This window comes from Sphingobium sp. AntQ-1 (assembly GCF_028538045.1).
Classification (GTDB): domain Bacteria; phylum Pseudomonadota; class Alphaproteobacteria; order Sphingomonadales; family Sphingomonadaceae; genus Sphingobium; species Sphingobium cupriresistens.
In genome coordinates this window covers 555,136-577,620 of sequence record NZ_CP117159.1, presented here as the reverse complement: position 1 = coordinate 577,620, position 22,485 = coordinate 555,136, and the positions used below count along the sequence as shown (strand labels likewise).

General features: G+C 60.8%; 17 protein-coding genes and 1 pseudogene. 5 read left to right on the top strand and 13 right to left on the bottom strand.

Annotated features, from left to right (window positions below; all coding sequences use genetic code 11):
* Nucleotides 1–171: 171 nt before the first annotated feature.
* Nucleotides 172–2,151, bottom strand: coding sequence for a hybrid sensor histidine kinase/response regulator (locus tag sphantq_RS21550; RefSeq protein ID WP_272800355.1), 1,980 nt, complete (start codon nt 2,149–2,151; stop codon nt 172–174).
* Nucleotides 2,152–2,548: 397 nt separating this feature from the next.
* On the opposite strand from sphantq_RS21550, the gene sphantq_RS21545 reads away from it, so the two are divergent.
* Entirely contained in the window at nt 2,549–3,625 is a 1,077-nt protein-coding gene (locus sphantq_RS21545; protein WP_272800354.1) for a sensor histidine kinase, read from the top strand.
* 105 nt (nt 3,626–3,730) lie between these two features.
* On the opposite strand, the gene sphantq_RS21540 is transcribed toward sphantq_RS21545, so the two are convergent.
* The 10 genes and pseudogenes from sphantq_RS21540 to sphantq_RS21490 form a co-directional block, all read right to left on the bottom strand.
* The gene (locus sphantq_RS21540; protein ID WP_272800353.1) at nt 3,731–4,918 is read right to left on the bottom strand and encodes a dicarboxylate/amino acid:cation symporter; all 1,188 of its coding nucleotides are present in this window, start codon (nt 4,916–4,918) and stop codon (nt 3,731–3,733) included.
* An 88-nt stretch (nt 4,919–5,006) separates the two neighbouring features.
* Complete coding sequence (locus tag sphantq_RS21535; RefSeq protein WP_272800352.1) at nt 5,007–5,915, bottom strand: iron-containing redox enzyme family protein; 909 nt, start codon at nt 5,913–5,915, stop codon at nt 5,007–5,009.
* 96 nt (nt 5,916–6,011) lie between these two features.
* On the bottom strand, nt 6,012–6,887 hold the full coding sequence (locus sphantq_RS21530) for a class I SAM-dependent methyltransferase (RefSeq protein WP_272800351.1): 876 nt from the start codon (nt 6,885–6,887) through the stop codon (nt 6,012–6,014).
* Nucleotides 6,888–6,960: 73 nt separating this feature from the next.
* Nucleotides 6,961–7,815, bottom strand: coding sequence for a cyanophycinase (locus sphantq_RS21525; RefSeq protein WP_272800350.1), 855 nt, complete (start codon nt 7,813–7,815; stop codon nt 6,961–6,963).
* Nucleotides 7,812–8,681 (bottom strand): isoaspartyl peptidase/L-asparaginase family protein, encoded by an 870-nt coding sequence (locus sphantq_RS21520; RefSeq protein WP_272800349.1) that lies wholly within the window; start codon nt 8,679–8,681, stop codon nt 7,812–7,814. Before sphantq_RS21520 ends, sphantq_RS21525 begins: the two co-directional genes overlap by 4 nt.
* Nucleotides 8,668–10,197 carry a Mur ligase family protein gene (locus sphantq_RS21515; RefSeq protein ID WP_272800348.1) on the bottom strand — a complete coding sequence of 510 codons (1,530 nt, stop codon included), beginning with the start codon at nt 10,195–10,197 and terminating at the stop codon, nt 8,668–8,670. The genes sphantq_RS21520 and sphantq_RS21515 overlap by 14 nt, the downstream gene beginning before the upstream one ends.
* A 79-nt stretch (nt 10,198–10,276) precedes the next feature.
* Nucleotides 10,277–11,028: pseudogene (locus sphantq_RS21510) on the bottom strand (IS5 family transposase).
* A gap of 54 nt (nt 11,029–11,082) precedes the next feature.
* Nucleotides 11,083–12,270: a cyanophycin synthetase family protein gene (locus sphantq_RS21505; protein ID WP_272800347.1), complete on the bottom strand. Its 1,188-nt coding sequence runs from the start codon at nt 12,268–12,270 to the stop codon at nt 11,083–11,085.
* A 238-nt stretch (nt 12,271–12,508) separates the two neighbouring features.
* Complete coding sequence (locus sphantq_RS21495; protein ID WP_272800345.1) at nt 12,509–12,775, bottom strand: hypothetical protein; 267 nt, start codon at nt 12,773–12,775, stop codon at nt 12,509–12,511.
* Between the two features lie 171 nt (nt 12,776–12,946).
* Complete coding sequence (locus tag sphantq_RS21490; RefSeq protein WP_272800344.1) at nt 12,947–13,417, bottom strand: sugar nucleotide-binding protein; 471 nt, start codon at nt 13,415–13,417, stop codon at nt 12,947–12,949.
* 340 nt (nt 13,418–13,757) lie between these two features.
* Here sphantq_RS21490 and sphantq_RS21485 point away from each other — a divergent pair, with 340 nt between their 5' ends.
* Complete coding sequence (locus sphantq_RS21485) at nt 13,758–15,983, top strand: catalase (RefSeq protein ID WP_443021573.1); 2,226 nt, start codon at nt 13,758–13,760, stop codon at nt 15,981–15,983.
* A 135-nt stretch (nt 15,984–16,118) separates the two neighbouring features.
* On the opposite strand, the gene sphantq_RS21480 is transcribed toward sphantq_RS21485, so the two are convergent.
* Both sphantq_RS21480 and sphantq_RS21475 read right to left on the bottom strand, forming a co-directional pair.
* Nucleotides 16,119–16,340 (bottom strand): hypothetical protein, encoded by a 222-nt coding sequence (locus tag sphantq_RS21480; protein ID WP_272800343.1) that lies wholly within the window; start codon nt 16,338–16,340, stop codon nt 16,119–16,121.
* Between the two features lie 213 nt (nt 16,341–16,553).
* Nucleotides 16,554–17,279, bottom strand: a complete 726-nt coding sequence (locus tag sphantq_RS21475) for a DUF72 domain-containing protein (RefSeq protein ID WP_272800342.1) — start codon at nt 17,277–17,279, stop codon at nt 16,554–16,556.
* Nucleotides 17,280–18,851: 1,572 nt separating this feature from the next.
* On the opposite strand from sphantq_RS21475, the gene sphantq_RS21470 reads away from it, so the two are divergent.
* The 3 genes from sphantq_RS21470 to sphantq_RS21460 are packed head-to-tail and all read left to right on the top strand — an operon-like array spanning nt 18,852 to nt 22,469.
* The gene (locus tag sphantq_RS21470) at nt 18,852–19,973 is read left to right on the top strand and encodes an ABC-three component system protein (RefSeq protein ID WP_272800341.1); all 1,122 of its coding nucleotides are present in this window, start codon (nt 18,852–18,854) and stop codon (nt 19,971–19,973) included.
* 2 nt (nt 19,974–19,975) lie between these two features.
* On the top strand, nt 19,976–20,461 hold the full coding sequence (locus sphantq_RS21465; protein ID WP_272800571.1) for a three component ABC system middle component: 486 nt from the start codon (nt 19,976–19,978) through the stop codon (nt 20,459–20,461).
* A gap of 1 nt (nt 20,462) precedes the next feature.
* On the top strand, nt 20,463–22,469 hold the full coding sequence (locus tag sphantq_RS21460) for a DUF3732 domain-containing protein (protein WP_272800340.1): 2,007 nt from the start codon (nt 20,463–20,465) through the stop codon (nt 22,467–22,469).
* Nucleotides 22,470–22,485: the final 16 nt, after the last annotated feature.

Below are 22,485 nucleotides of genomic sequence, written 5' to 3'. Positions count from 1 at the left end.
CTTGCAACCTATAGGCAAGCGGCTGCCAAAGCCCGAGTTAACCACATGGTCCAATTCGGCGATCTAATTACGAGTACGGCGTGGAATATAGGGTAGGGTCCATCGACCAGGGACCGTCCCACACCATGTCCAAATGTGCCCTTTTCTTGTGCTGCAAGCTGTTGCTGACCCCTACCGTAAGATGTTGGCTACCTTGACGGACAAGGCTTCCATCGTAAAAGGCTTGGTTAGTAGCTCCATGCCGGGTTCAAGATGTCCATTACCTACCGCCGCATTCTCGGCATAGCCGGTGATGAACAACACTTTCAGACCAGGCCGAAGCGCGCGCGCCGCGTCCGCGACTTGCCGGCCGTTCATCCCGTTTGGCAAACCGACATCGGTTATGAGCAGATCAATTTTGGCGCCTGACTGCAGCACCTTGATTGCAGCCGCGCCATCTCCTGCGCCGATCACCATGTAGCCCTGCCCATCTAGCACTTCGTCGATCAGGTGCCTGATGGTTGCCTCGTCATCAACCACGAGCACCGTCTCACCGCTTGCCGTGGTGGGCTCAGCTAATATTGCATGGGTGGCACCGTCTGAAGCATCACCATGGTAGCGCGGCAGGTAGATGCAGACGGTCGTGCCCATGCCGACTTCCGAATAGATACGGACCTGTCCGCCCGACTGGCGGGCGAAACCGTATACCATGGAGAGGCCGAGACCAGTGCCCTGCCCGATCGGCTTGGTGGTGTAAAACGGCTCGAACGCCCGCTCGACCACCTGCGGCTCCATCCCGGTACCCGCATCGGTGACGCAGATCGACAGATATTCACCCGAAGTCATGTCGTGCTGGCGAGCTGCACGTTCATCGAGACGTTTGTTGGCGGCCTCAATGGTAATGCGTCCACCGGCAGGCATGGCGTCACGCGCGTTGATGCACAGGTTGAGCAACGCGCTCTCCAGCTGCGTGCTATCAATCATTGCCGGCCACAAGTCGGCATTGTCGATCACCTTCACCAACGCTTCGGGTCCGACCGTGCGCCTTAGCAAATCATCCATGCCGCGAATAAGGACATGGACATCGGTCGGCCTGGGATCGAGCGTTTGACGGCGGGAGAAAGCGAGCAAGCGCTGAGTTAACGAGGCCGCGCGACGGCCCGCTCCTTGTGCCGCCGAAATAAAGCGATCGAGATCGTCCGTGCGGCCACGCGCTACGCGCATCTGGAGCAGCTCAAGATTGCCCATCATTCCTGTCAGCAGATTGTTGAAGTCATGAGCTAAACCGCCCGTGAGCTGGCCAACGGCCTCCATCTTTTGGCTTTGCCGCAGCATCTCTTCGCGGTTCTGTTCTTCCGTGATATCGCGTCCCACGGTGTAGAATACGCCGCTGCCTGGAATAGTATCAGGGACCGCCGACCATGCGAAGGGGATGGCGGTGCCATCCGCCTTTAAAAGCCGCACTTGAAACTGATGGACCGGCTCCCCGCTCATGAGGGTCGTGACGACGTCCGCGGTGGTAGCGAGATCGTCAGGATGGATGATATCTGCAAAGGGACGGCTGGTCAGTTCATCCGTCGTCCGATCGAGCACGGATGTCCAGGCTGGATTGATTGCCTTCAGCCGACCATCGAAGGTTGCTACCCCGAAGAGATCCCGCGTCATTTCGAAGAGCCGGTTACGCGCTGCGGATGACAAGCGATCGGCAGCAACCTTATCAGTTGTCTCGGTACAGGCGCAAAACAGCCCCGCAACGTCCCCTGCCTCGCTGCGAACAGGTGTGTAGCTGAAAGCAAAGTGCGCCTCTCGATCGCGGCCGGGGCGATCGAGCTCAAGCGAAAGATCGGGCATGTGCACTGGCTCGCCTCGGTCCACGGCGTCGAACAGTGGTGTCAGCTCCTGCCGCACTTCAGGCCAAGCCTCGAAGAACGGAAGGCCCAGAGCGCGCGGATGCCGATCGGCTAGGATCGGCGCGTACCCGTCATTATAGAGCAATATGTGGTCGGAACCCCAGCCGATGAACATTGGCTGGTCGGCGGCGAGCAATACCCCCACGAGGGTCTTCAGCGGCTGCGGCCAGCGATCGGGCAGGCCGAGCGGCGACGCGATCCAATTATGCGCTCGCATGACGGCACCCATCTGCCCGCCGCCGCTTAATATGTCGAAACTCAACTGCTTACCCTCGATCTTGAATATGTGACATCATAACAGCACCGCCCATCGGGAACCATGGTTTCGACGCTGGCGCTACCACGACTGCGGGCTCCAGATAGATCAGCTTAGGATCGATGAGGGAATTTGGGAGCGCCATAGTCCGCTAAACTCCCTGCCAGCCAAATCGGTGCAGCGAAACACAATTGAAAAGCAGAACATCTGCTACGCGGCGCGAACATTCCTCGCGACCCGCCACCCCGAATGATTTCCGACATAGTTTGCTGAGGAGCGGTGCCTCTGATACCCAAAGCGGAGGCGTCTCTGCCGCTCGTATCGACATTTCCGGATTCTTGGTGCATGCCATGCCTTTGTTGCCCATGACCATAGACCAGACGCCATGACTACCGGACCCCCCATGCCCGAGAATGAGGCGCAGCGGATGACCGCGGTCCGGCGTTATGACGTGCTGGACACGCCGCCTGACGGCGCGTTTGACAGAGTCACCGCGCTTGCTGCAAGGCGCTTCGGGGTTCCAATTTCAATCATTAGTATAGTCGACGAGGACCGCATCTGGTTCAAGTCTCACCACGGGCTACCGGTCGAACAAATCCAACGATCACCCGGTCTGTGCGCGTCGGCGATCCTGAGCAATGACCCATATCTGCTACCTGACGCCAGTATCGATCCGCGCTCTTTGGCTAATCCCCTCGTCGCAGGTGACTTCGGACTCCGCTTCTATGTCGGTGTCCCACTCACCACGAGCGATGGCTTCAACCTTGGCACTCTGTGCGTCATCGACAAGGTGGCCCGTCCAGTCGACGAATGCCAGATCGAAGACCTGAAAGATCTCGCCTCTCTGGTAATCGATCAACTCGAAATGCGACTCTCCGCGCGGCAGGCCGTCGAGCAGGCCAAGCTGATGGCTAAGGAAATCGACCATCGCGTAATGAACAGTCTTCAGTTTGTTTCAGGCTTGCTCGCGATGCAGAGCCGCACGCCCGATGTCGGTCCGGCCGCATCGCACCTGCAGATGGCGGCTAACCGCGTCGCGGCCGTAGCCCAGGTCCATCGTCACTTCTACGCTGATGAAGCGGAAGAAGCTTCATGCATGGCGTTCCTACGGCGCCTTTGTGAGGAGTTAGCGACGATCCTCGACCGCTCGATCTTTGTGCACGGTGCCGATGGAAAGGTTCCAACGACGTGGATCCAGCCGATCGGACTGCTTGTCAATGAACTCGTCACGAATGCCGCGAAGCACGGTGCCGGACAGATCGACGTCACCTACGCCCATGACTCAGGCATTCACAAAATCATCGTGTGCGACGAAGGCGAAGGCCTGCCGGCTGATTTCGATCCCGCTGCAGCTGACAAAAGCCTTGGCATGAGGGTCGTCATATCCCTGGCGCGACAGCTAGGCGGAGTGCTGTCGTCCGCCGATCGAGAAGACACCAGGGGTTCGTGCTTTACGGTAATTTTCACGGGCAACGCGTAGTTCAGAGATTCCGTGGGGCAAGGTAGTGCACCTGTGCGAAGTCAAACGCCGGAGACTGGACCTCAGAGTTGGCAAGGACCCTGGCTGTATGCCCAACGATACCATCTAACCCGCATCATTGCGACTGTCGATCACGCTTGCTGACGCATCTAACTCGGCGCGATCGCCGGCAAGGCGCGTGACCGCAAGATCCGCCGTCACATTGCCGACGGTCCGAAAAATATCAGGGACCGTCTCGACCGCGAGCAGCAGCGGCAGCAGTTCGACCGGCACGCCCATCGCCAGGCACACCGGACCGATTGTAGCAAAGAAGGAGACCTGTGCCGGCAGCCCCACCGCAGCGAGGCTGACGGGAACCGCAATCAGCGCGCCTATGAGAAGCAGGGGCCAGGGCAGCGGCACGCCATGAAGATGCGCGAGATAGATCGCAACCGCGACATTCGCGCCGGCGCTGGCTGCGCGAAAGAGAGACACGGCAAGGGGAAGAATCAGCCCCGCCGAGGCAGGACTGACGCCGAGCCGTGGCGCTGCCGCTACCATGACCGGAAGACATGCGAGTGACGACTGTGTTCCAAAGGCGACCGCCTGGGCGGGAGCGGTCGCCTTGGCAAAATCCATAATGGACATACGCCCCGCCACGACGGCGACGACATAGGCTAGGAGGGTCGTCAGCAGGCAGATAGCGGAAATCAGTGCGATATATTGCCCGAGCATGCCCAGCGCACCACTGCCCATCCGACCGCCAGCGCCGAAGGCGAGCGCGAAGATACCGATCGGCGCGACCTTGAGGACCCACCCCACGATGATGAGCATCGTCTGCACGATCGCATCCAACAGCTTACGCAAGCCGGCGCTCAGGACCGGTTCGATCCGCGCGGCGGCGAAGCCGAAAAACAGCGCGAAGACGACGAGCGGAACGATCGCCGTCTCGGCAGCGGCCTTGATCGGATTGGCGGGTATGATGCCGCGATACCATTCGGCGGCTGCGGGCGTTGGCATCGTCACAGAGCCGGCAACCGCCTCAATGCCATGCACCGGCCACCATGCGAGGATCGATTGGGCAGCCAGCGCCGCTGTCAGGCAGGCCCCCGTCAGACAGGCTGCGAACCAGAAGAGCGATCGGCCCGCTGCGGAACTCGCCTTGCCGCTGGCGGCCGCAGACATGACGCCGTTAGCCAACAGGCCGAAAACCAGCGGCACGACCGTCATGGTCAGTGCGTCCAGCCATAACTGGCCTATCGGCGAAAAAACGCCCGACGCAATGCTACGAAAGGGGCCGGTAGTCCCGTTCATCGCCACTCCTGCGCCAAGTCCCAGCACAAGCGACAGGAAGATGAGAGCGCTGCCAGGGAGTCGACGCGTCACGCGGGCGCGCCGGTCTTCAAACGCCTGCGCTCCGCCCTAGTGCGGCCCGATAGCGCGCGAAACAGCGCTCGCCGCATAGAAGCCGCATCAGCGCGCCCTCGGCAATAGCAGTCGCCCGGCGTGGGTCTTCCGCGACGAGCGGCCGCACGACTTCCCGATTCCAGTCCGCGCTATGCTTGACGTCCAGCACGGCATGGAGGTCGAAATAGCGACGTTCCCGCTCGCTGAGCCCAATACGCCGCAAACCCTTGGCCACAAGCGCCGAACGACCAGGCGCCGTCAATTCGATCACGCCCAGCGCGCCCACGGAATGCCAAGCGTAACGGCGGCTGGTGGCAAGTGCGGTCATGATGTTGGCGAGCGCCAGGCTTTCCCAGACCGTATTTTCGATGACGGGATCGACGTCCAGCGTCTCGGCCAGCGCGTCCAGCATCGGACCATGCATGCCCTTGGCATTGCCCCGGCCCATCTCGTCCCAATAGTTGCGCGCCAATTCCATCTTCGCGCTCGCGGGAAGCTTGACTTGAGTGAGCGCGACCAAATCATCGAAGCCCGCTTCGCCCGCCGCTTCTTGCTCGAAGAACCAGCGCAGTTCTTCCCTGGACGCGTCTTCGGCGAGCCAGGGAAAGAGTTCGTCGCCCTGACCGGGGCCATTATCCTTCAAGCCTTCAAACCAGGCTATGAAAGCATCAGGACCGGTCGGCGCCTGCGCGGCACGGATGGTGATCTCGCCCCGCAGCTCTTCGACGAAACCCGCTTCCAGGCGCAGCATGCGTTGGTCGCGCTCCAGGGTTGCGCGCCAGTCCGCCTGGGGAAATTGAGGCGCCAGTCGTTCCCGGTTCCAGTGCGCTAGCCCCCGCTGAAAGCTATCGGTCAGGAACTGGGAGCCCGTATCTCGTCGATCTGGATCCGTTTGGATATTCATTGCGTCCTCGATTTAGGAATGCAGGCAAAACGGGCGGCTTGAAGGCTCTGTTCCAGTCAATCGCATTGATCGCTGTTAATCCCGGGACACCGGTCGTTAGCGCGGGGCACGCGTCATGATCGCGGCGACGACAGCGATTCGATCGACATCGCGATAATGGGGGAGTTCAAGTTCCTCCCCAAAGACGTCCGGATCAAGCTCGCGGTATCGCAGGGCGCAGCTATGGCTTTGCGCAATCTCCGACAGCTTTTCTCTGAGTAGATCTGTTCCGCCCACGATCGCGCTGCCGGTATAAAGAATGAAGCGCCCTCCTGGCTTCAAGGCGGTGGCAGCGGCACGCGCCATTTCCAGCGAAATTTCGCCGCCATGGTTGCGGCCGCCATCCCGATAGGCGCGATGGCCTGGATCGATCACATAGGGCGGATTAGCGATCGCGACGGCGATCCACTCTTCCATGCCGGCGAGGTTGCGCCCCTGTAGAGCCGTAATAGCGCATCCTGAGGCTTCGGCGTTAATTCGGGCGAAGCGAAGTGCCCTGGGATTGATGTCGGTCATGAAAAGCCTGGTGTCGGGCACCACGCCGGCGCAGGTGACCGCGCCGACGCCCGATCCCGTGCCCATGTCCACGACGACATCGCCCGGATCGAGCGGGAATGCCGCCAGTTCCCCGATGATAAGGTCAGCGAAGCGATAGCTGTCGGGACCCAAAAACACCGAATCCTCGGCGACGGTCGGAAAGGCAGAATGCAGGAAAAGCCGTTGGTGGACGGTCGAGACACGAACGGTCGAGCGGCGCAGCCCATCCCCCGCTGCCTCGATCGCACCGGCTTCTCCAAGCAAGCGCTCGACGGTCGGATCGATCGATCCCGGGACATAAGGCCTGCTCCATCCCAGCACATCGGTGCGTGTCATACCGGGTGTGCCACGGTGCCGGGCGAGCACGCGCTGATGGCTCGCCGGGGTCACCGTCACGAACCGATACTCCGTTTCCGCCAAATAACGGAGGAGGAGCAGGAGGGGGTCGCCTTCGTTGGACGCGTCTATGTTAGGCGCGCGGTCTAGCTGCAGCATGTTCATGATCCGACCTTTCTGGCTGGGCGTCGCTCGGCCGCTGACTGGGCGTGCGGCTGTCGATGTCGAAATGGTCACCGGCGCTCAACACATGGAGATGGACGCCATGCATGGAGAGCGTGCGATCGGGGTGAGCCTTGGCAATGTTCGACTGGGTGACATGGGCGGCGTCTACCACATAGACGGCGCCGACGCCGATGACCTGGAACATGCGATCGCGTACAACGATGGCGGTATTCTCGTCGATGCCGATGCCGATGACGCGCGGATTCTGCGCGACGGCGCCGAGCAGCCGCCCGATCCGGCCGCGTTCGGCGAAATGCTGGTCGATGATCGCCCCCTCTACGAAGCCGAGGCCCGGCGCCATATGGAGGTCGCCGATACGATGGGTTTCGCGGCTGGAGCCCTTGACCAGCATGATCTCGCTCATCGCCGCAGCACCGGCCGACGTACCCGCGACCAGCCCGCCCCGGTCGTGCAGGTCGCGGACCATGGTTTCGATCGGGGTGTCGCCGATCTGGCTCGAGATGCGGAGCTGGTCGCCGCCCGTGAAAAAAATGCCCCCAGCATCATTGAACGCGTCGGCGACTTGCACGTCGTGACTCTCCGCACGATCATGGATGTAGAGTTCGACCAGTTCTCCCACGCCCAGATCGGCGAACGCCTTCTGATAGGTGGTGAAATAGCCTTCAGGCTCGTGGCTCGCGATCGTTGCGATGATGAGCTTGCGTCCCTGCACCTCCGCGGCGATCGCCTTCAGGATGGCGCGCTTGTCCTCCTTGTCCTCATGCCCGCCGATGATGATGAGCGGCCCTATTTTCTCTGTCATGTATACCACTCCCTAAGATCGTCAGCATGGGTGCCGGCGCGTGGCGCATCGAGCCAGTCCGCCGCAACCGCGACCGAAAATTGTGCGCTGTTGTGCGCAATGCCGAACCCGCCATCGGAATCGAGTACGATCGCGCCGGCTTCGCCGCCCGTCCGTTCGAGCCGGGTGATCGCCATTTGTGCGGCTGCGAGCGCTCCGTTGCCTGGAAGGGCAAAGAGGATATGCGCCGCCAGCATGCCGCGGGCGATGCTCTCGCCTTCGCCCGACAGGGCAGTCGCGCCCGCGCGATCGTCCGCATAGAGCCCGCAGCCGGGCAAGGGCGTATCGCCTACCCGTCCGACCATCTTGCCTTCGAGACCCCCGGTTGAACCCGCTGCCGCGACATGCCCGGCCTGATCGCGCGCGATGCAGCCTACGGTATCGCATCCGCCCGGAGACGGTATCGATCCCGCATCGGCAGGCTCGGCGCCGATATGTGTCGCAAATTGCCGTGCCCCCTCGCCGACCAGCAGGATCGGCGTTTCGTCCAGCATCGCCCTGGCAACCGAAACGGGATGACGCACTTCCCGGATCGCGCCGACGCCACCGATCGCCAGCGTGTGGCCGTCCATGACAGCAGCGTCCATTTCCACATTTCCCGCAGCGTTGCGCACTGATCCCGTGCCAGCATTGAAATCAGGTAGATCTTCAAGCACACGCACGGCGGCTTCCACGGCGTCGATCGCCGAGCCACCTTGTGCGAGAATATCACCGCCAGCCTTTGCCGCCTGAGCGCATCCCGCTGCGAAACGAGCGCGATCCTGGCGCGGGATGGATCGCGCGCCGCCATGCACCACCAAGGTCCATGCGCTCTTATTTGTCGGCACGCACGGCCTCTCTGCTTAAGCTCTCGGGTGTCTCCGGCTGGAACGCCATGACCTGGCCATGCACCTCTTCAACCCGGGTTGGGAAGAGAAGGACCAAATCGCCGGGACGAGCCAGACGGAGCGTGGCAAGGACGGCGTCACGCTCCTCAAGGACGAAGCTGACCTGCCTGGCGGATGCGCCTGCCGACCGCGCGCCTTTTTCGAGCAGTCTTAACACCTCGCCGCGGGGACGGCCGCGACCGTCGGGCCCTTCGCGAAAGACGATATGGTCCAGCATGGGAACGGCCGTCGCGCCCATTTGCATGATGTCCTCGTCACGCCGGTCCCCGGGCATGCTGACCATGCCGATGCTTCGCCCGCCGCCTGTGTTCAAATTGCCCAGACAGTGGCCGAGCGCGCGCATACTGGCGATATTATGCGCATAGTCGATGACCACCCGGAAGGGATGGACGTCGATGATGTTGAAGCGGCCGGGATTGTCCGTGAAATTCGACGTAAAGCGCTTGAGCGGTTTGGCGATCTGTTCCGGCGTGACGCCAAGGGCAGTGGCGACGGCGCAAGCGGCCAGCGCATTTTCGACATTGAATGCCGCCGCGCCCCCCAGCGATGCGGGCATGTCGGACACGGGGATGATCGCCGTCCTCTGATCGCCTTCGTACAGGACAAGGCTGGCCGCGCCACTGTCCTCTTCGAGCAGGATCGCTCGGCCGCTTGCTGCGACATGGGCTGCCATTACGGGGTGCGCGATCGAGCCCGTGCGGCTGAACCAGATGATGCGGCCACGGCTTCGCCGCGCCAGTGCACGGACACGCCGGTCATCGAAATTAAGGACTGCAAAGCCGCGCTGCGCGACGCTGCGGACCACCACGGCCTTGACCGCTGCCAGATCCTCCAGCGTATCAATCCCGCCCACGCCCAGATGATCTTCGCTGATATTGAGCACCGCGCCGACCGTCGCGTAATCGAACCCCAAGCCTTCGCGCAATATGCCGCCCCGCGCCGTCTCCAGGACAGCGACATCGACAGCAGGATTATGCAGCAGCATCCTGGCACTTTTTGGCCCACTGGAGTCGCCCGACTTTAGGAGCAAGTCGTTGACATAGACACCGGTGGTGGTGGTGAGGCCGACCGTCTGATAGATGCCGCGCAGGATCGCGGCAACCATCCGCGCCGTCGTGGACTTGCCATTCGTACCGGTGATTGCAACGACCGGTATCCGGCTTGTCATCGCTTGCGGATAAAGCATAGCGATCACCGGTGCCGCGACATCGCGCGCCGGACCTTCGGACGGGGCCAAGTGCATGCGGAAGCCAGGCGCCGCGTTGACCTCGACGATACCGCCGCCGGTCTCGTTGACGGACCGCGCTATGTCGGGCGACAGAAAATCGATGCCGGCGATATCGAGCCCGATTGCGCGCGCCGCCATTTCAGCGATTAGGCGATTGTCGGGATGAACCTTCTTAGTGCGGTCGATAGCAGTGCCGCCGCTCGACAGATTGGCGGTGCCACGCAGCAAGACATGTTCGCCCGCGCCTGGAACGGTCTCGATCGTCCTGCCCTGCTTTTCTAACGCGTCTACTAAGTCCTGTGGACATTTATCGCATGGCGATCTTCAAAGCTGCGAGGTTGATCATAGCTCGGTAGCTTTGATCGGTTTTCTCGTATCGGGTGGCGATCCGCCGGAATGTTTTGAGGCTGCAGAAGAAGTTCTCGACGAGGTGCCTCCAGCGATAAGCGTGAAAGTCGCATTCGATCTTTTGCTTTCGGTTCGATTTGGGAGGGATCACCGCTACAGCGCCTCGTTCGTTCAACTCGGTTCGCAACCAGTCTGCGTCGAAAGCCTTGTCTCCGAGGAACATATCGAATTCGACGTCCTGGATTAGCGGTTTCACTCCGACGAGGTCGTGGCTCTGGCCAGGCACCAGTACGAAACGGGCTAGGTTTCCCAGCGCATCTACCAACGCCACGATCTTTGTGGTCAGCCCTCCGCGCGACCGTCCGATCGCCTGACGATGAGTCCCCCCCTTGCGCCGGTGCCCTGCTGATGGACCCGGACGATCGTGCCGTCGATCATGGCATATTCAAAGTCGCGGTCGCCGGATAGCTGCTCAAATAGAAGGTCGAAGATCCCTTTCACCGCCCATCTGCGGAAGCGACGGAAATTGGAGTTCCAGTTGCCGAAGCTCTCCGGCAAGTCCCGCCACGGCGCTCCTGTCGCAGCGATCCATAAGACCGCATCGACAAATCTCCGATTGTCTGCGGCAGAACGGCCTCGGTCCCCGATTTTACCGGGAAGCGCAGGACGAACCCGTTCCCACTGCTCGTCGCTTATTCCGTGTCGATCCAAAATGACGCTCCCTTCGCCAGTCTTGAATCCGATCCACGCGAAAAAGGGAATCCCCTAAATGTCCACAGGCCTTAGCGCGGCATCGACCCGGATCTTCGTCAGCATACTTTCATGCCCGTCGCCACGGCGAGGATCGGCGTTGACGAAGGCGATCAGTTCTCCAACGGATCGGATGCCATCGCCCACGACATGCGCCGGCACGCGTTCCGCCACCGCGACTAGTTTGCCATCGACTACCAGCATGCGGTGATCGTTGCCGGGAAGATGCTTTTCGACGATGACCCGGCTGCTGATCTTGGCCGCATGGTCGAACGCTTTGCCTATGTCAGCGGGCGTCTCGACGAAGGTGCTGACGCCGCGCCCGTGATTGCTGTCGAGCGGCTTAATGACGAGGGGCCCGTCCAGTTTCTGCGCTGCCGCCAGCGCGTCCTCGACGGTTCTGACGACGATACCCTTGGGCACCGGGAGGCCGGCGGCGGTCAGCAGCGCCTTGGTCGCATCCTTGTTGCCCGCAAGCGAGACCGCGATCTGCGGAGTGCGTCCGGTGATGCTCGCACGCAAACGCTGCTGCCGGGTGCCCCAGCCAAGCAGGAGCAACCCCTGCTGGTCCAGCCGGGCGACTGGTATCGTGCGACGCCGGGCAGCCTCGGCCAAAGAGGCCGTGGTCGGCCCCAGCGCCGATCGTCTGCGAAGCGCGATCAAATGCTCGACCGTCGCGCCGACATCCAGGCCGTCGCCCCCGACCGGGGCAGGCAGCAGCGCCCCGCCATCCCATCGGCGGAACCACACCGGGAGCAGCGCCGCGACCAGCGCGATGGCGGCGGCGCCGGCAGCTAGGCCGACATCTTCCTCTAGATAGCGGTACAGGATGTTGTAGACGCCGGGCCTGCCCGGCACGCTGCGGGTCTTGCCGCGGGATACGGGGCTCCCCGCCAGCGTCTGCAATTCCAGCGCCACATGCTCGATGACATGGCCGAGCCACGTGCCCTCGCGCAAACGTCTCGGAAACCCGCCCTCATGCGGGCAGCTGCAGCCGTGACGCGCCAGCCCGGGAAGAGCGGCAAGAAGGCGGTCGGTAAAGTCGGGCAGTCTATCGGTCGGCGAGGCTTCCAGTTCGCCTAGCGCGACCTGGATGCGGATCATGGGCAGGCGACCAAAGAGATGCGGCCCACGATAGACGTTCCTCGCGAGGACATGCAGGCCTATACGTTTCTCACCGTCGGCAAAACCTAGGTCGTTCATGTTAACATCCATTGGCAGCAGGGCCAGGTCCGCGTCTGTGGAAATAATTATCGCATATCATTCGATGATTGCGTCTGCGCGATCGCCGCAGCGGCAATAAGGCTCTCTCCGGTGCCAACGGCAGCCTCCGGGGTCATTGTAACGGCGACGCCGTCAGGTCCGTCGAGGATGACGAGGCCGTCTTCCGCGCTAGCGACACCGGGCGTGGTCTGCGCTTGCGGACCGGAAACTTGCTCTGTCATTGCAGGACCCTTGATAGAGACGGCATGGGCCTCACAAGGCCATCGTCAATGTAACGATATGCGGGATCAAATTGCCCCTGCGCCAGTCGCTCGGGTTCAAATATCTCGACAGGCGAGGAACGGAAGACGCACAACCGGTCTTCGCGCAGCGATCGCAGCATCCTGTTCACATGAACATTGTTGAGGCCGCAGATCTGATATAGCGGCTCCCCCGCCCCCAGGCTCAGGCCGCGTTTGTCTCTCAGGAAGCGATCGATGAACATTATGAAACCTTGCCGAAGCGTCGGCAGGACAACCGCGCACCGTCCAAACGGACGAGCTCGGTGCATGTTGCGCCCTGATCCTGCAAATCGTGATGACGCAGATTAACTTTGCGCTTCAGGCCCCCCAGGTCGCAGCGAAACGCGCGATCGCCGACCCGAGGTCCGGCATGATCAGGCCACGCTTACTTGTAAGCGGCGCGTGATGCGGACAATGATGACAAGATCGAGCATCGCGCGAACCAGATCGGGAACATATGTTGGTGAGATCACACCATCCGAGGCTGCCGCGAACCGCCGCCCATCACGTAGAGCCTCGATGATGTGCATCGCGAAACTCTGCCGGACATAGGGCGAGAAGAAGGCGGCGGTACGAACCAGGAGCGCACGCCGGTCGAGGGCTTCGAGCGAGGCGTCAGCGTGCGCCTTACTGTCCTTTGCTCGATCTTTGGCCTCGTGAACGCGAATCCATCCCGCGCAGTTGATGACGGCCCAAGGGGAAAGGTTGTCCAGTGCGCAGGCGACTGAGCGAGGAGCTCCAAGATAGAGACCTTGCCGGTCGGTAAGCACATGGTCGATACCGCGCAGCAGGCACGCGCCGGCGAAGGCCTGGCCCAGCGTCCCGGTGGCACCGGTGATAGGCAATGGCCGCGTCGGCCCTGCCCCCTCCGCTTGATGGCGCGGCTACCAACCACCCCGCGACAGGACCGGATGCGCGGGTCTTGTCCTAACAACCTTCCGCATTGGAGCCCGTGCGCCCAGATGGCTTGAAGCAACATCTGTCAATGCGATTGTCGATCGGCCGTTCAAACCTGCCCCGCACAATCGTGATGACACAGGTTAATTTTGCTGGCCGCCCGGCAACTACCGACCGGCCCGCGGGTTCTGGTTCCGATTTCACGCCCATGGCGACGCAGCCTTGTGCCCGGTTACGCCGGGCGAGGTTCTCCGTCCCCATCATCCGCTTTTAAACCGAGGACCCAACATGGCCAAGAAACCCAGTGCACCCAAGCCGTCCGCCAGCAAGGCACCTGTGACGCCCGCTGATCTGGCCGGAACGGACATCGGCGGGGAGTCCCCGCAGAAGGCTGCGGCCGTCCCAACCGACGCCATGATATCCATGTCGTTCGCCGAGCCGCAGGCCGCGGGCGGCGATACCCATCAGATCGTAGGTGGTGATATCGCGACCCTCACCACCCAGAACGGCATCCCGGTCGCAGATGACCAGAACAGCCTGAAGCAAGGCGCACGCGGCCCAACGCTCTTGGAGGACTTCCACTTCCGCGAGAAAATCTTCCATTTCGACCATGAGCGCATCCCCGAACGGGTCGTTCACGCGCGCGGCTACGGCGCCCACGGCTTCTTCGAGCTGACCGACAGTCTGGCCGACGTCAGCCGCGCAGACATCTTCCAGCGCGTGGGCGAGAAGACGCCGGCTTTCGTCCGCTTCTCGACTGTCGCGGGCTCTAAAGGCTCCTTCGACCTCGCTCGCGACGTTCGGGGCTTCGCGGTCAAGCTCTATACGCAGGAGGGCAACTGGGACCTTGTCGGCAACAATATCCCCGTCTTTTTCATCCAAGATGCGATTAAGTTTCCAGACCTCGTCCATGCGGCCAAGCCCGAGCCGGATCGCGCCTTCCCCCAGGCGCAGACCGCGCACGATAATTTCTGGGACTTTGTCAGCCTGACGCCTGAGAGCTTTCACATGATCATGTGGACCATGTCGGATCGCGCGATCCCGCGCTCCTTTCGCACAATGGAGGGCTTTGGTGTCCACACGTTCCGCCTCGTCGATGCCAAAGGCAAATCGACCTTCGTCAAGTTTCACTGGAAGCCCAAGCAGGGCCTGCAGTCGGTGGTCTGGAACGAAGCGGTCAAGATCAACGGTGCCGACCCCGACTTCCACCGCCGCGACCTGTGGGACGCGATCAACAGCGGCGACTTCCCGGAATGGGAACTGGGCGTGCAGTTGTTTGACGATGCTTTCGCCGACAGCTTCGACTTCGATGTACTAGATGCGACCAAGATCATTCCCGAGGAGCTGGTGCCGATCCGTGTCGTCGGCCGGCTGGTCCTAGATCGGGTCGTCGACAATTTCTTCGCCGAGACCGAGCAGGTTGCTTTCTGCACCCAGAATGTGCCGCCGGGCATCGATTTCTCGAACGATCCGCTGTTGCAGGGGCGCAACTTTTCCTATCTCGACACCCAGATCAAGCGGCTGGGCAGTCCGAACTTCACCCATATCCCTATCAATGCGCCCAAATGCCCGATGGCGCATTTCCAGCAGGACGGGCATATGGCGATGCGCAACCCCGTGGGCCGCGCGAATTACGAGCCCAACAGCTGGGGTGCCGCGCAAGGCGGCCCGCGCGAGGACCCAGTGCGTGGCTTCCCTAGCTTTGCCGAAACCGCCAGCGGCCCCAAGCAGCGTGTGCGATCCGAAAGCTTCGCCGATCATTACAGCCAGGCGCGGCAGTTTTTTGTCAGCCAGACGCCGATCGAACAGAAGCATATTGGCGACGCGCTGGTGTTCGAACTGTCGAAGGTTGAACGGCCCGACATTCGATCGCGCACCGTCTCGCACTTGCTAAACATCGATCCGACGCTGGCCGCGATTGTCGCAAATGGCCTTGGCCTTGCGCTTCCCGACCCTGCCGTGGCGGCACGCACGCCGATCATCGATCTGCCGGCGTCCGACAAGCTCAGCATAGTCAAGAATGGACCCGACAGTTTCAAGGGCCGCAAGCTTGGCATCCTACTGAGCGACGGCGCGGACGCGGCCATCGTGAAAGCGTTGATCGCGGCGGTCGATGGCGAAGGCGCGGTCTATGAGGTGATTGCGCCGAAGATCGCCGGCGTTACTTTATCCGACGGCACCACGGTCGCGGCCAAGCACAAGATCGACGGCGGTCCATCGGTATTGTTCGATGCGGTCGCCATCGTCGTCTCGGCCGAAGGTGCAGCCCTGCTGTCGCTCGACGCCGCAGCCAAGGACTTCGCCACCGATGCCTTTGCACATTGCAAATATATCGGCATCAGCGCCGAGGCGGAGACAATCTTCGTCAAGGCTGGCATCGCAGACGATCTGGACGAGGCATGCCTGCCTTTAGCCAAGGCGGCCGATGCGAAGACCTTCCTGAAGGCTTGCCGAACCTTGCGCTACTGGCCACGTGAATTGGTCGTCGATCTCGACGCGCAGCCCGAAGCGTAGGAGCGATCACATGTGCTGCGGCGGCTGGGTCGAATGGCCCGGTTCCGCGGCATTAATCTGCCTGCGGGGGTTGACCGGGGCTAAAGAGGGACAGCAGTTTTCAAGGATCGGCGCAAAATCGCCAGGCGCGACCCCTCATGCGCGCCGGGCGAAGTGACAATCCTGGAAGCTAAGGTCGCCTTCCAGGACGAGCGCCACAAGCAGCGATGATGCTTCACCTGCCAGGTTCGACGTTGACAGCCGGCGCCAGCGGATTGTGGCCTTCGCGCGTTTGTCCGCATCATCTGGAATCTCCCCAGCGGTGAGCGCCGACCCTTTTTCTAGAACCTGCTCCGCGCCCGATGCCTTGGTAGCCATATCTATATATTCGCTCAGTTCATAATCCTCCTAAGCCAGTTAGGTCCGCTTGTGCCGACGCATGTCTTTGAACATTGTCGGCACCCGTCAGATCGGCGGTTCAGAACCCGCCGAACATCGCAAGGGCCAGCACCAGAATGGGCACCGCCAGGCTAAAACAAGGGAGGCCATGCGCTTGTTCAGGATTGTTTTTCCCGCGTATCGCCCGCTGTGTCAGAGCTCTAATCGGGACGAGAGTAGCATAGCGTCACCGATCGCAGCAGACTCGGCAGTATTGTCGAAGACGCACCAACTGCTCGCGGGCCGGCCAGCCACGCTCATCAGCGCGGGCAGAAAAGGCGCCATCCTTTCGTCGCCGTAAGCCGAGCGATAGACGCGGGGCGATCCGTGCAAGCGCCAATATTCAAATGCGCGGTAGCCGCCCGGCTCCACTGGTCGGGCCACAGGAAAAGGATCAGCCGCGACCCTGGCGATTCCCAGATCGGCAAGTAGTCGGTCGGCGGGCGGTAGGAACCAGCTCGCATGTCGCGGCTCGCAGGCCGTCCGGACATCGGTCAGCCCGGACAACATTTCAAAGAAGTTGCCCACGGCCGTCTCATCAAAGGCGAGACTGGGTGGCAGCTGAAGCATCAGAACGTCCAGCTTGCTTCCCAACGCATCGATATTCTCAATGAACGTGGCCGTTTGTTCCCGGCAGTCGAGCAACCTGCATTGGTGGCTGACCGCTTTGGGCATCTTTACGGCAAATCGGAAATCTTGCGGCACGCTGTCGTGCCAGCGTGCCCAGGTCGATGACCGATGGGGACGATAGAAGGATGAATTGATCTCGACGCCACGGAACCGCGCCGCATAGCGCTGGAGAGCACTTCCTTCCTCAGGAAACGCCTGTGCATGCCTTCTCGAAATGCTCCAGCCAGCCGTGCCGATAATCAATGTCATATCGCACTAACTCCTTCGGAACGATAAGGTCATTTTAGGTCGCAAACTTTTAAAGACAGCCGCAAATTTCGAAGTGTTGATAGGACATCGCAACAATAAACGGGAGGCACATTTGTTGCCTGGACATGCTTGGAATTACGCCGCCAGACAAACCTTTTGAAGCGGTCTGGCCGGCATTGGAAACCGGTATGGCAGCACGCGGCTACCGCCTGTTGAGATAGGAGCCTTCGGTTTGCTGGAATGTATCGATCTGCCTGTTCGCTGGTCACGGCGGCCATCGGCGGCTTGACGGAAAATGTTCTCTCGGGAGCGCGCGTTAGCTGGCAGTGCTCCCTCGTCTTGGGTGATGCTGGCGACAGATATCGGCAGCGCGATCGGGCACCCCGCTGCGGGAAATGCCTCGAACTACCAGCCATGCATGATGCTTGCTCAGCGCCTGGCGTGAGGCATTCGCTCCATTCAGCGCTGCTAGAAACGAGACCCCACCGGATGCAGTCCTTAAGTTGTGGGGCCTCGCCGGACCTCCCTCTAGCTGTCGTGCATGAATGTCGGGTGACCGGGAATGAGTGATAGGCCCAGAAGCGAGCAATAAGCGCCCTTTTCATGCTAGAGGCTGCCATGCCGGATTGGTCTGAATCATAGATTGCAAGGCTGGGAAGGGAGCGCTGCCGATATCTGTCGCCAGTATCTGATGTTGGGCCATCATTTTCACGCAGGTAGACCCCGACGCCAGAAAAGGGGGAGCGCCGGGGTCTGATCGAAGCGCGCCCTGGTGGGGACCGTAAGGACGCATTAACGATTTTGCGCATAATTATGAAAAAGTGATTAACGAACCGCCATTATTGGAGATCGGAAAGCCCTACTTCCGTAGTTTGCCGTACCTGGAGATCAAGGGGGCCGCACCAGCAGAAATGATGGTATACAGCGCGAAGACGAGCAGACCGTGCAGAGGCTTATCCTTGTGGTCACGCTGGCACGGCTAGTAGTCACCGTGCCTACCCCACAGTAGAGGCTGCCCGGGCCTGATCAGCGAACTAACTGGACGTCGGATGCGCAATGCGGAACCTGCGGTCGGCTATCGGAAATCTGCCGCAACCGGCTCGACGACCGGCTAGGCGCGTAGCTGTCGTACCGTCGTCGACCCTTTGTCGTCATTCAGCCGCCAATTTCTCGTTCCTAGGTGCGGTCCGTCCGCTAACCGGCAGGTCGCGACCAACATTCGCCATACCCGTCATCGTCTGCGATCGTCCGGTTCAGAGAAAACTTGTCGTTCATGCTTAGTGAAGCGGACAATCGGCAGTGCGCCCAATCCAACCTTTTTAGGCCACGATCCACGCTTCCCGTACGCGGTCGTGGGTTCGTGTGCCCCATGGTGCGCGTCGGGTCTGGGATCCGACTTTACCGGTCGCGCTCTACCGTCGGGAACCCATCGCTAGACTCCGCTCAAGATAACTATAAGCTTGTCTATACGGCAGCATGGTTGCTGCGGAAGACAGTCGGAAGGGGAGAGGGCGTCTATTGGCATCGTCATCTAGATCTAGCTCCGCAGCACCGCAGGGTGCCGCACATATATTGCAGCTAGATCGAGCGCTCTATCTTCTCAGCAAGGCCGATGCAGACGTCTCCATTGCCGTCGAGTATTTCGACGACGTGTCTGCGCTGCGTGCCGGCGTTCCGATCCTCCACGAACAGGACAAGAACTCCGTCCGTTCGGGAGCCGACGTACTTGGGGACCGGAGCAAGGCCTTGTGGCGCACGTTGGAGATATGGCTGGATCTGCTACCGGGGCCGGATGGGCGGCTATGCGACCGCTACCTACTCGTCACGAATACGGTAGCCAAAGGCGCAATCGTCTCGGCGTTCAAGGCAGTAGGGGCCGGTATCAAAAGCCCGTCGGACGCCGTCCTCGTCCTTCGTTCGGCTGCCCGGCTGCGGTCAAAATCGGCATCGAAGATCCAGACTACGATCGATACCGTACTCGCGAACGACGACGAGAGGCTCGAGCAGCTGGTGTCCCGTATCGAAATCGTTGAGGGATTCGACATCGAAGTCGCTCGCCGGGAGATGGTGAACGGGTTCGCCATCCATCCGAGAGTCGATGCTACGTTTGTTCTCGATAAGCTGCTCGGTTGGATTACCGGCGTGCTGCGCAATCTCTGGGCCGCCCAACAGCCGGGTGTCATTTCGCGGCAAGCCTGCGTTCTTCAATGCAGGTCGATCGAAGAACAGTTGGCGAGGCAGCGCTTTTTGCCCAAGCCCGCCGGCGACGTGGTGGTGACCGAAGTCGATCGCGATCGAGCGCTGGCTCGCCCCTTCGTCGAGCACCTAAGCCGTATCGATCTTGAAGAAGATTGGGTTCTAGAGGCAGTCGAGCACTTCGTTCAATTCAATATCGAAAAGCATCGGCTCGCGGCCGAAGGCGAGATACCGGTCGAGGAATGGTTCAATCGTGCCGAGCGCCTCGGCCAGAGATGGCGAAATATCGTTCGACGCGCGAAGATGGATCTGCCCACCGGATCGCGCACGGAAGTAGGTCGGCAGATACTGGCGCAGGCTACCTTCGACCACCACGAAAACTTGGCCGGGCAGGATTGCCACGAGTTGTACATGACGTCCGGTCATTATCATCGATTGGCCGATGACGATAAAGTCTGGTGGGATCCGGATTTCAAGCCGATCGATGACCGCTCGTGAAAATGGATCATGAAGAGACCGTTCTTCGAAATCCGGCGCTCGGCGCGCGTACCTTCTGGCTATTCGCCAATGCCTTCTCAGAGAACAAATCGGGTGACCCGCCAGGCCTCCCCATTTTCTTGATAGCTGCAGGCATGCTGTATCACCGGAGTTCGGTTCAGAAGATCAAGGGGATGAACTTCGAAAGCGGGCTTTTGAAAGCGGTGTCGGATCGTCCGGATATCATCGCGGGCCTTCAGTACCGGATCGAAAGCTATGCCCCTGAGGCACTCCACGCACTGCAAGTGGGCGTGGCAGCGGGCCTTCTTCTTCGAGAGGGAGGCGAGGGACTGCCTGCGTTTAGGGCGATCGGCCCCGCGTTGCCGCTCGCGATTCGGGAAGCGAGCGGCCACGTGAACGAGATGTTCCTGGCTGCCAAGCGACTGGGGACTTGGTTCGCCATCGAATCCCTAGAGAGCCTGCAGCGTCGTTTGATGATCGAGTTCTGATATGAAGCTTCTGATCCACCAACTTATTGTCTGGCCCGTCGATGTCAGCTTTGCGCCACGCGTCGTCAAGTTCGACCCGACCAAGGTGAGCGTGATCACCGGATGGAGTGCAACCGGAAAGTCGTCGATCATATCGATCATCGACTACGTCCTGGGGGCGAGCACCTGCACGATTCCGGTCGGGGAAATTCGGGATTATGCGTCTTGGTATGGGCTGGTGCTCGAGACCGATACGGGCCCCATGCGGGTGGCCCGGCAAAAGCCCGACGGTAGGCAAGCGTCTCAGGAATATTGGATACAGCAGGGCGCCGACACCGAAACACCGCTGCCGGCTCTTCCTATCGGAAATGCGAAAGCCGCCCACTTCAAGTTAATGATGGACACCCTATCCGGCCTGTCGAACCTGCAACTCGATCCGGAAGGCAAGGGGTTTAACGAGCGCGCGTCCTTCCGGGATATGGCCGCGTTCAATTTCCTCCCGCAGCACATCGTCGCCAATCCCTACACGATGTTTTTCAAAGCCGATTCCTCGAACCACCGGGAGAAACTTCGCAACGTCTTGCCGCTTGCGCTTGGGATTCTGACCAACGAGGATTTGATGCGGATGCATAGCCTGCACCTGCTCCAGGACCAGTTGCGTAAACTGGAGGCAGATTTGCGAATCCGTCGGAACGGCCTGCAAAATTGGCAGTCCAACGCGGTAGGCGCATTCTATCTCGCCCAGGAACTCAATCTTCTGCCCGCCGGCGGTGTGCCCGACGATCTGCGATCCCTCATCGCATTGCTACAGAGTGTCGTGGATGCAGGCGGTACTACCGTCGCGGCGTCGGGACGGGTGTCGGTTTCGGTAGAGCGGTTGGAAGACATTCGAAGGCGCGAGCAGGTGCTCGATGCCGAGATTGCGGCGAACAAGCGCAGGATGCGACGCCTAAAGAGCCTGCGCCGCTCGGTGTCGGACTATGACGACGTGCTTCAGGATCAGCAGAGCCGCGTTGCCGGAGTGGGTTGGTTTAAAAGCGCCGTGACCGCAGAGAAGTGCGTACTTTGTGGCTCGGACTCCGACGAGGCACGGGTTGCGCTCGAAGCTCTCGATGGCCCGATTTCGGAACTGTCGGATCTGACCGCCGGAACGGCTTCGACCGCCCCCATGGTCGATAACGAAATTCTCGGAATCGAGCGCGCCTTAATCGCATCGGAACGCGCGATGCTGGAGTTGCGGCGAACCCGAAAGGAGTTCGAGACGGTAGTAGATCGAGAGCAGGGCCGGAGCCAAAGTCTGGAAAACGTCTATCGCTTTATCGGTCGAACCGAACAGGCATTGGCGATGCTCGGGGACGTGGAAGGAGACGACGGGCTGCAATCCCAAGCAAACGCTCTGCAAAATCAGATCGGCGATCTTCAACGACAGCTGAACGCTGCGGATCGCAAGATCCGGGAAGAGGCCAAGGCGAAGCAAATCTCGGATTATATCGTCCGGTTTGTCGATGCCCTCGAGGTTGCGGGTGCCGAAGGTAAACCCGTTCTCGACCACCGCGAACTCAATCTAAAGTTCGAGCGAGAGGGCGCTAACAAACCGGACTATCTTTGGGAGATCGGCAGCGGCGAGAACTGGATGGCCTACCACTTGGCTACGCTCCTCGCAGTTCAAGGGGTGTGCCTCCTTCGGAAGGCAAACAATCCCGTTCCTTCCTTTCTCGTGATCGACCAGCCGAGCCAAGTTTATTTCCCAAGCGATACGTTCGACGTACTCATCGCCGATGCCGACGGCGCCTCGGCCCGCAAGAGCGCGCGAGGCCGCAAGCCGCTGGACGACCTCCAGAGTACACGGCAGATATTCGCTGCGCTCGCCCGAGCCCAGGATAAATTCGATAATCAACTCCAGATTATCGTCCTTGACCACGCCGATCACCATGCTTGGGGCGGTCAGGATAATGTTTTCGAGGCGCAGAACTGGCGCGGACTTAATGACTCGCTGATCCCCAACGCGTGGCTTCCTGACGCCGAGTAAGCGAAAGGCAGCTATC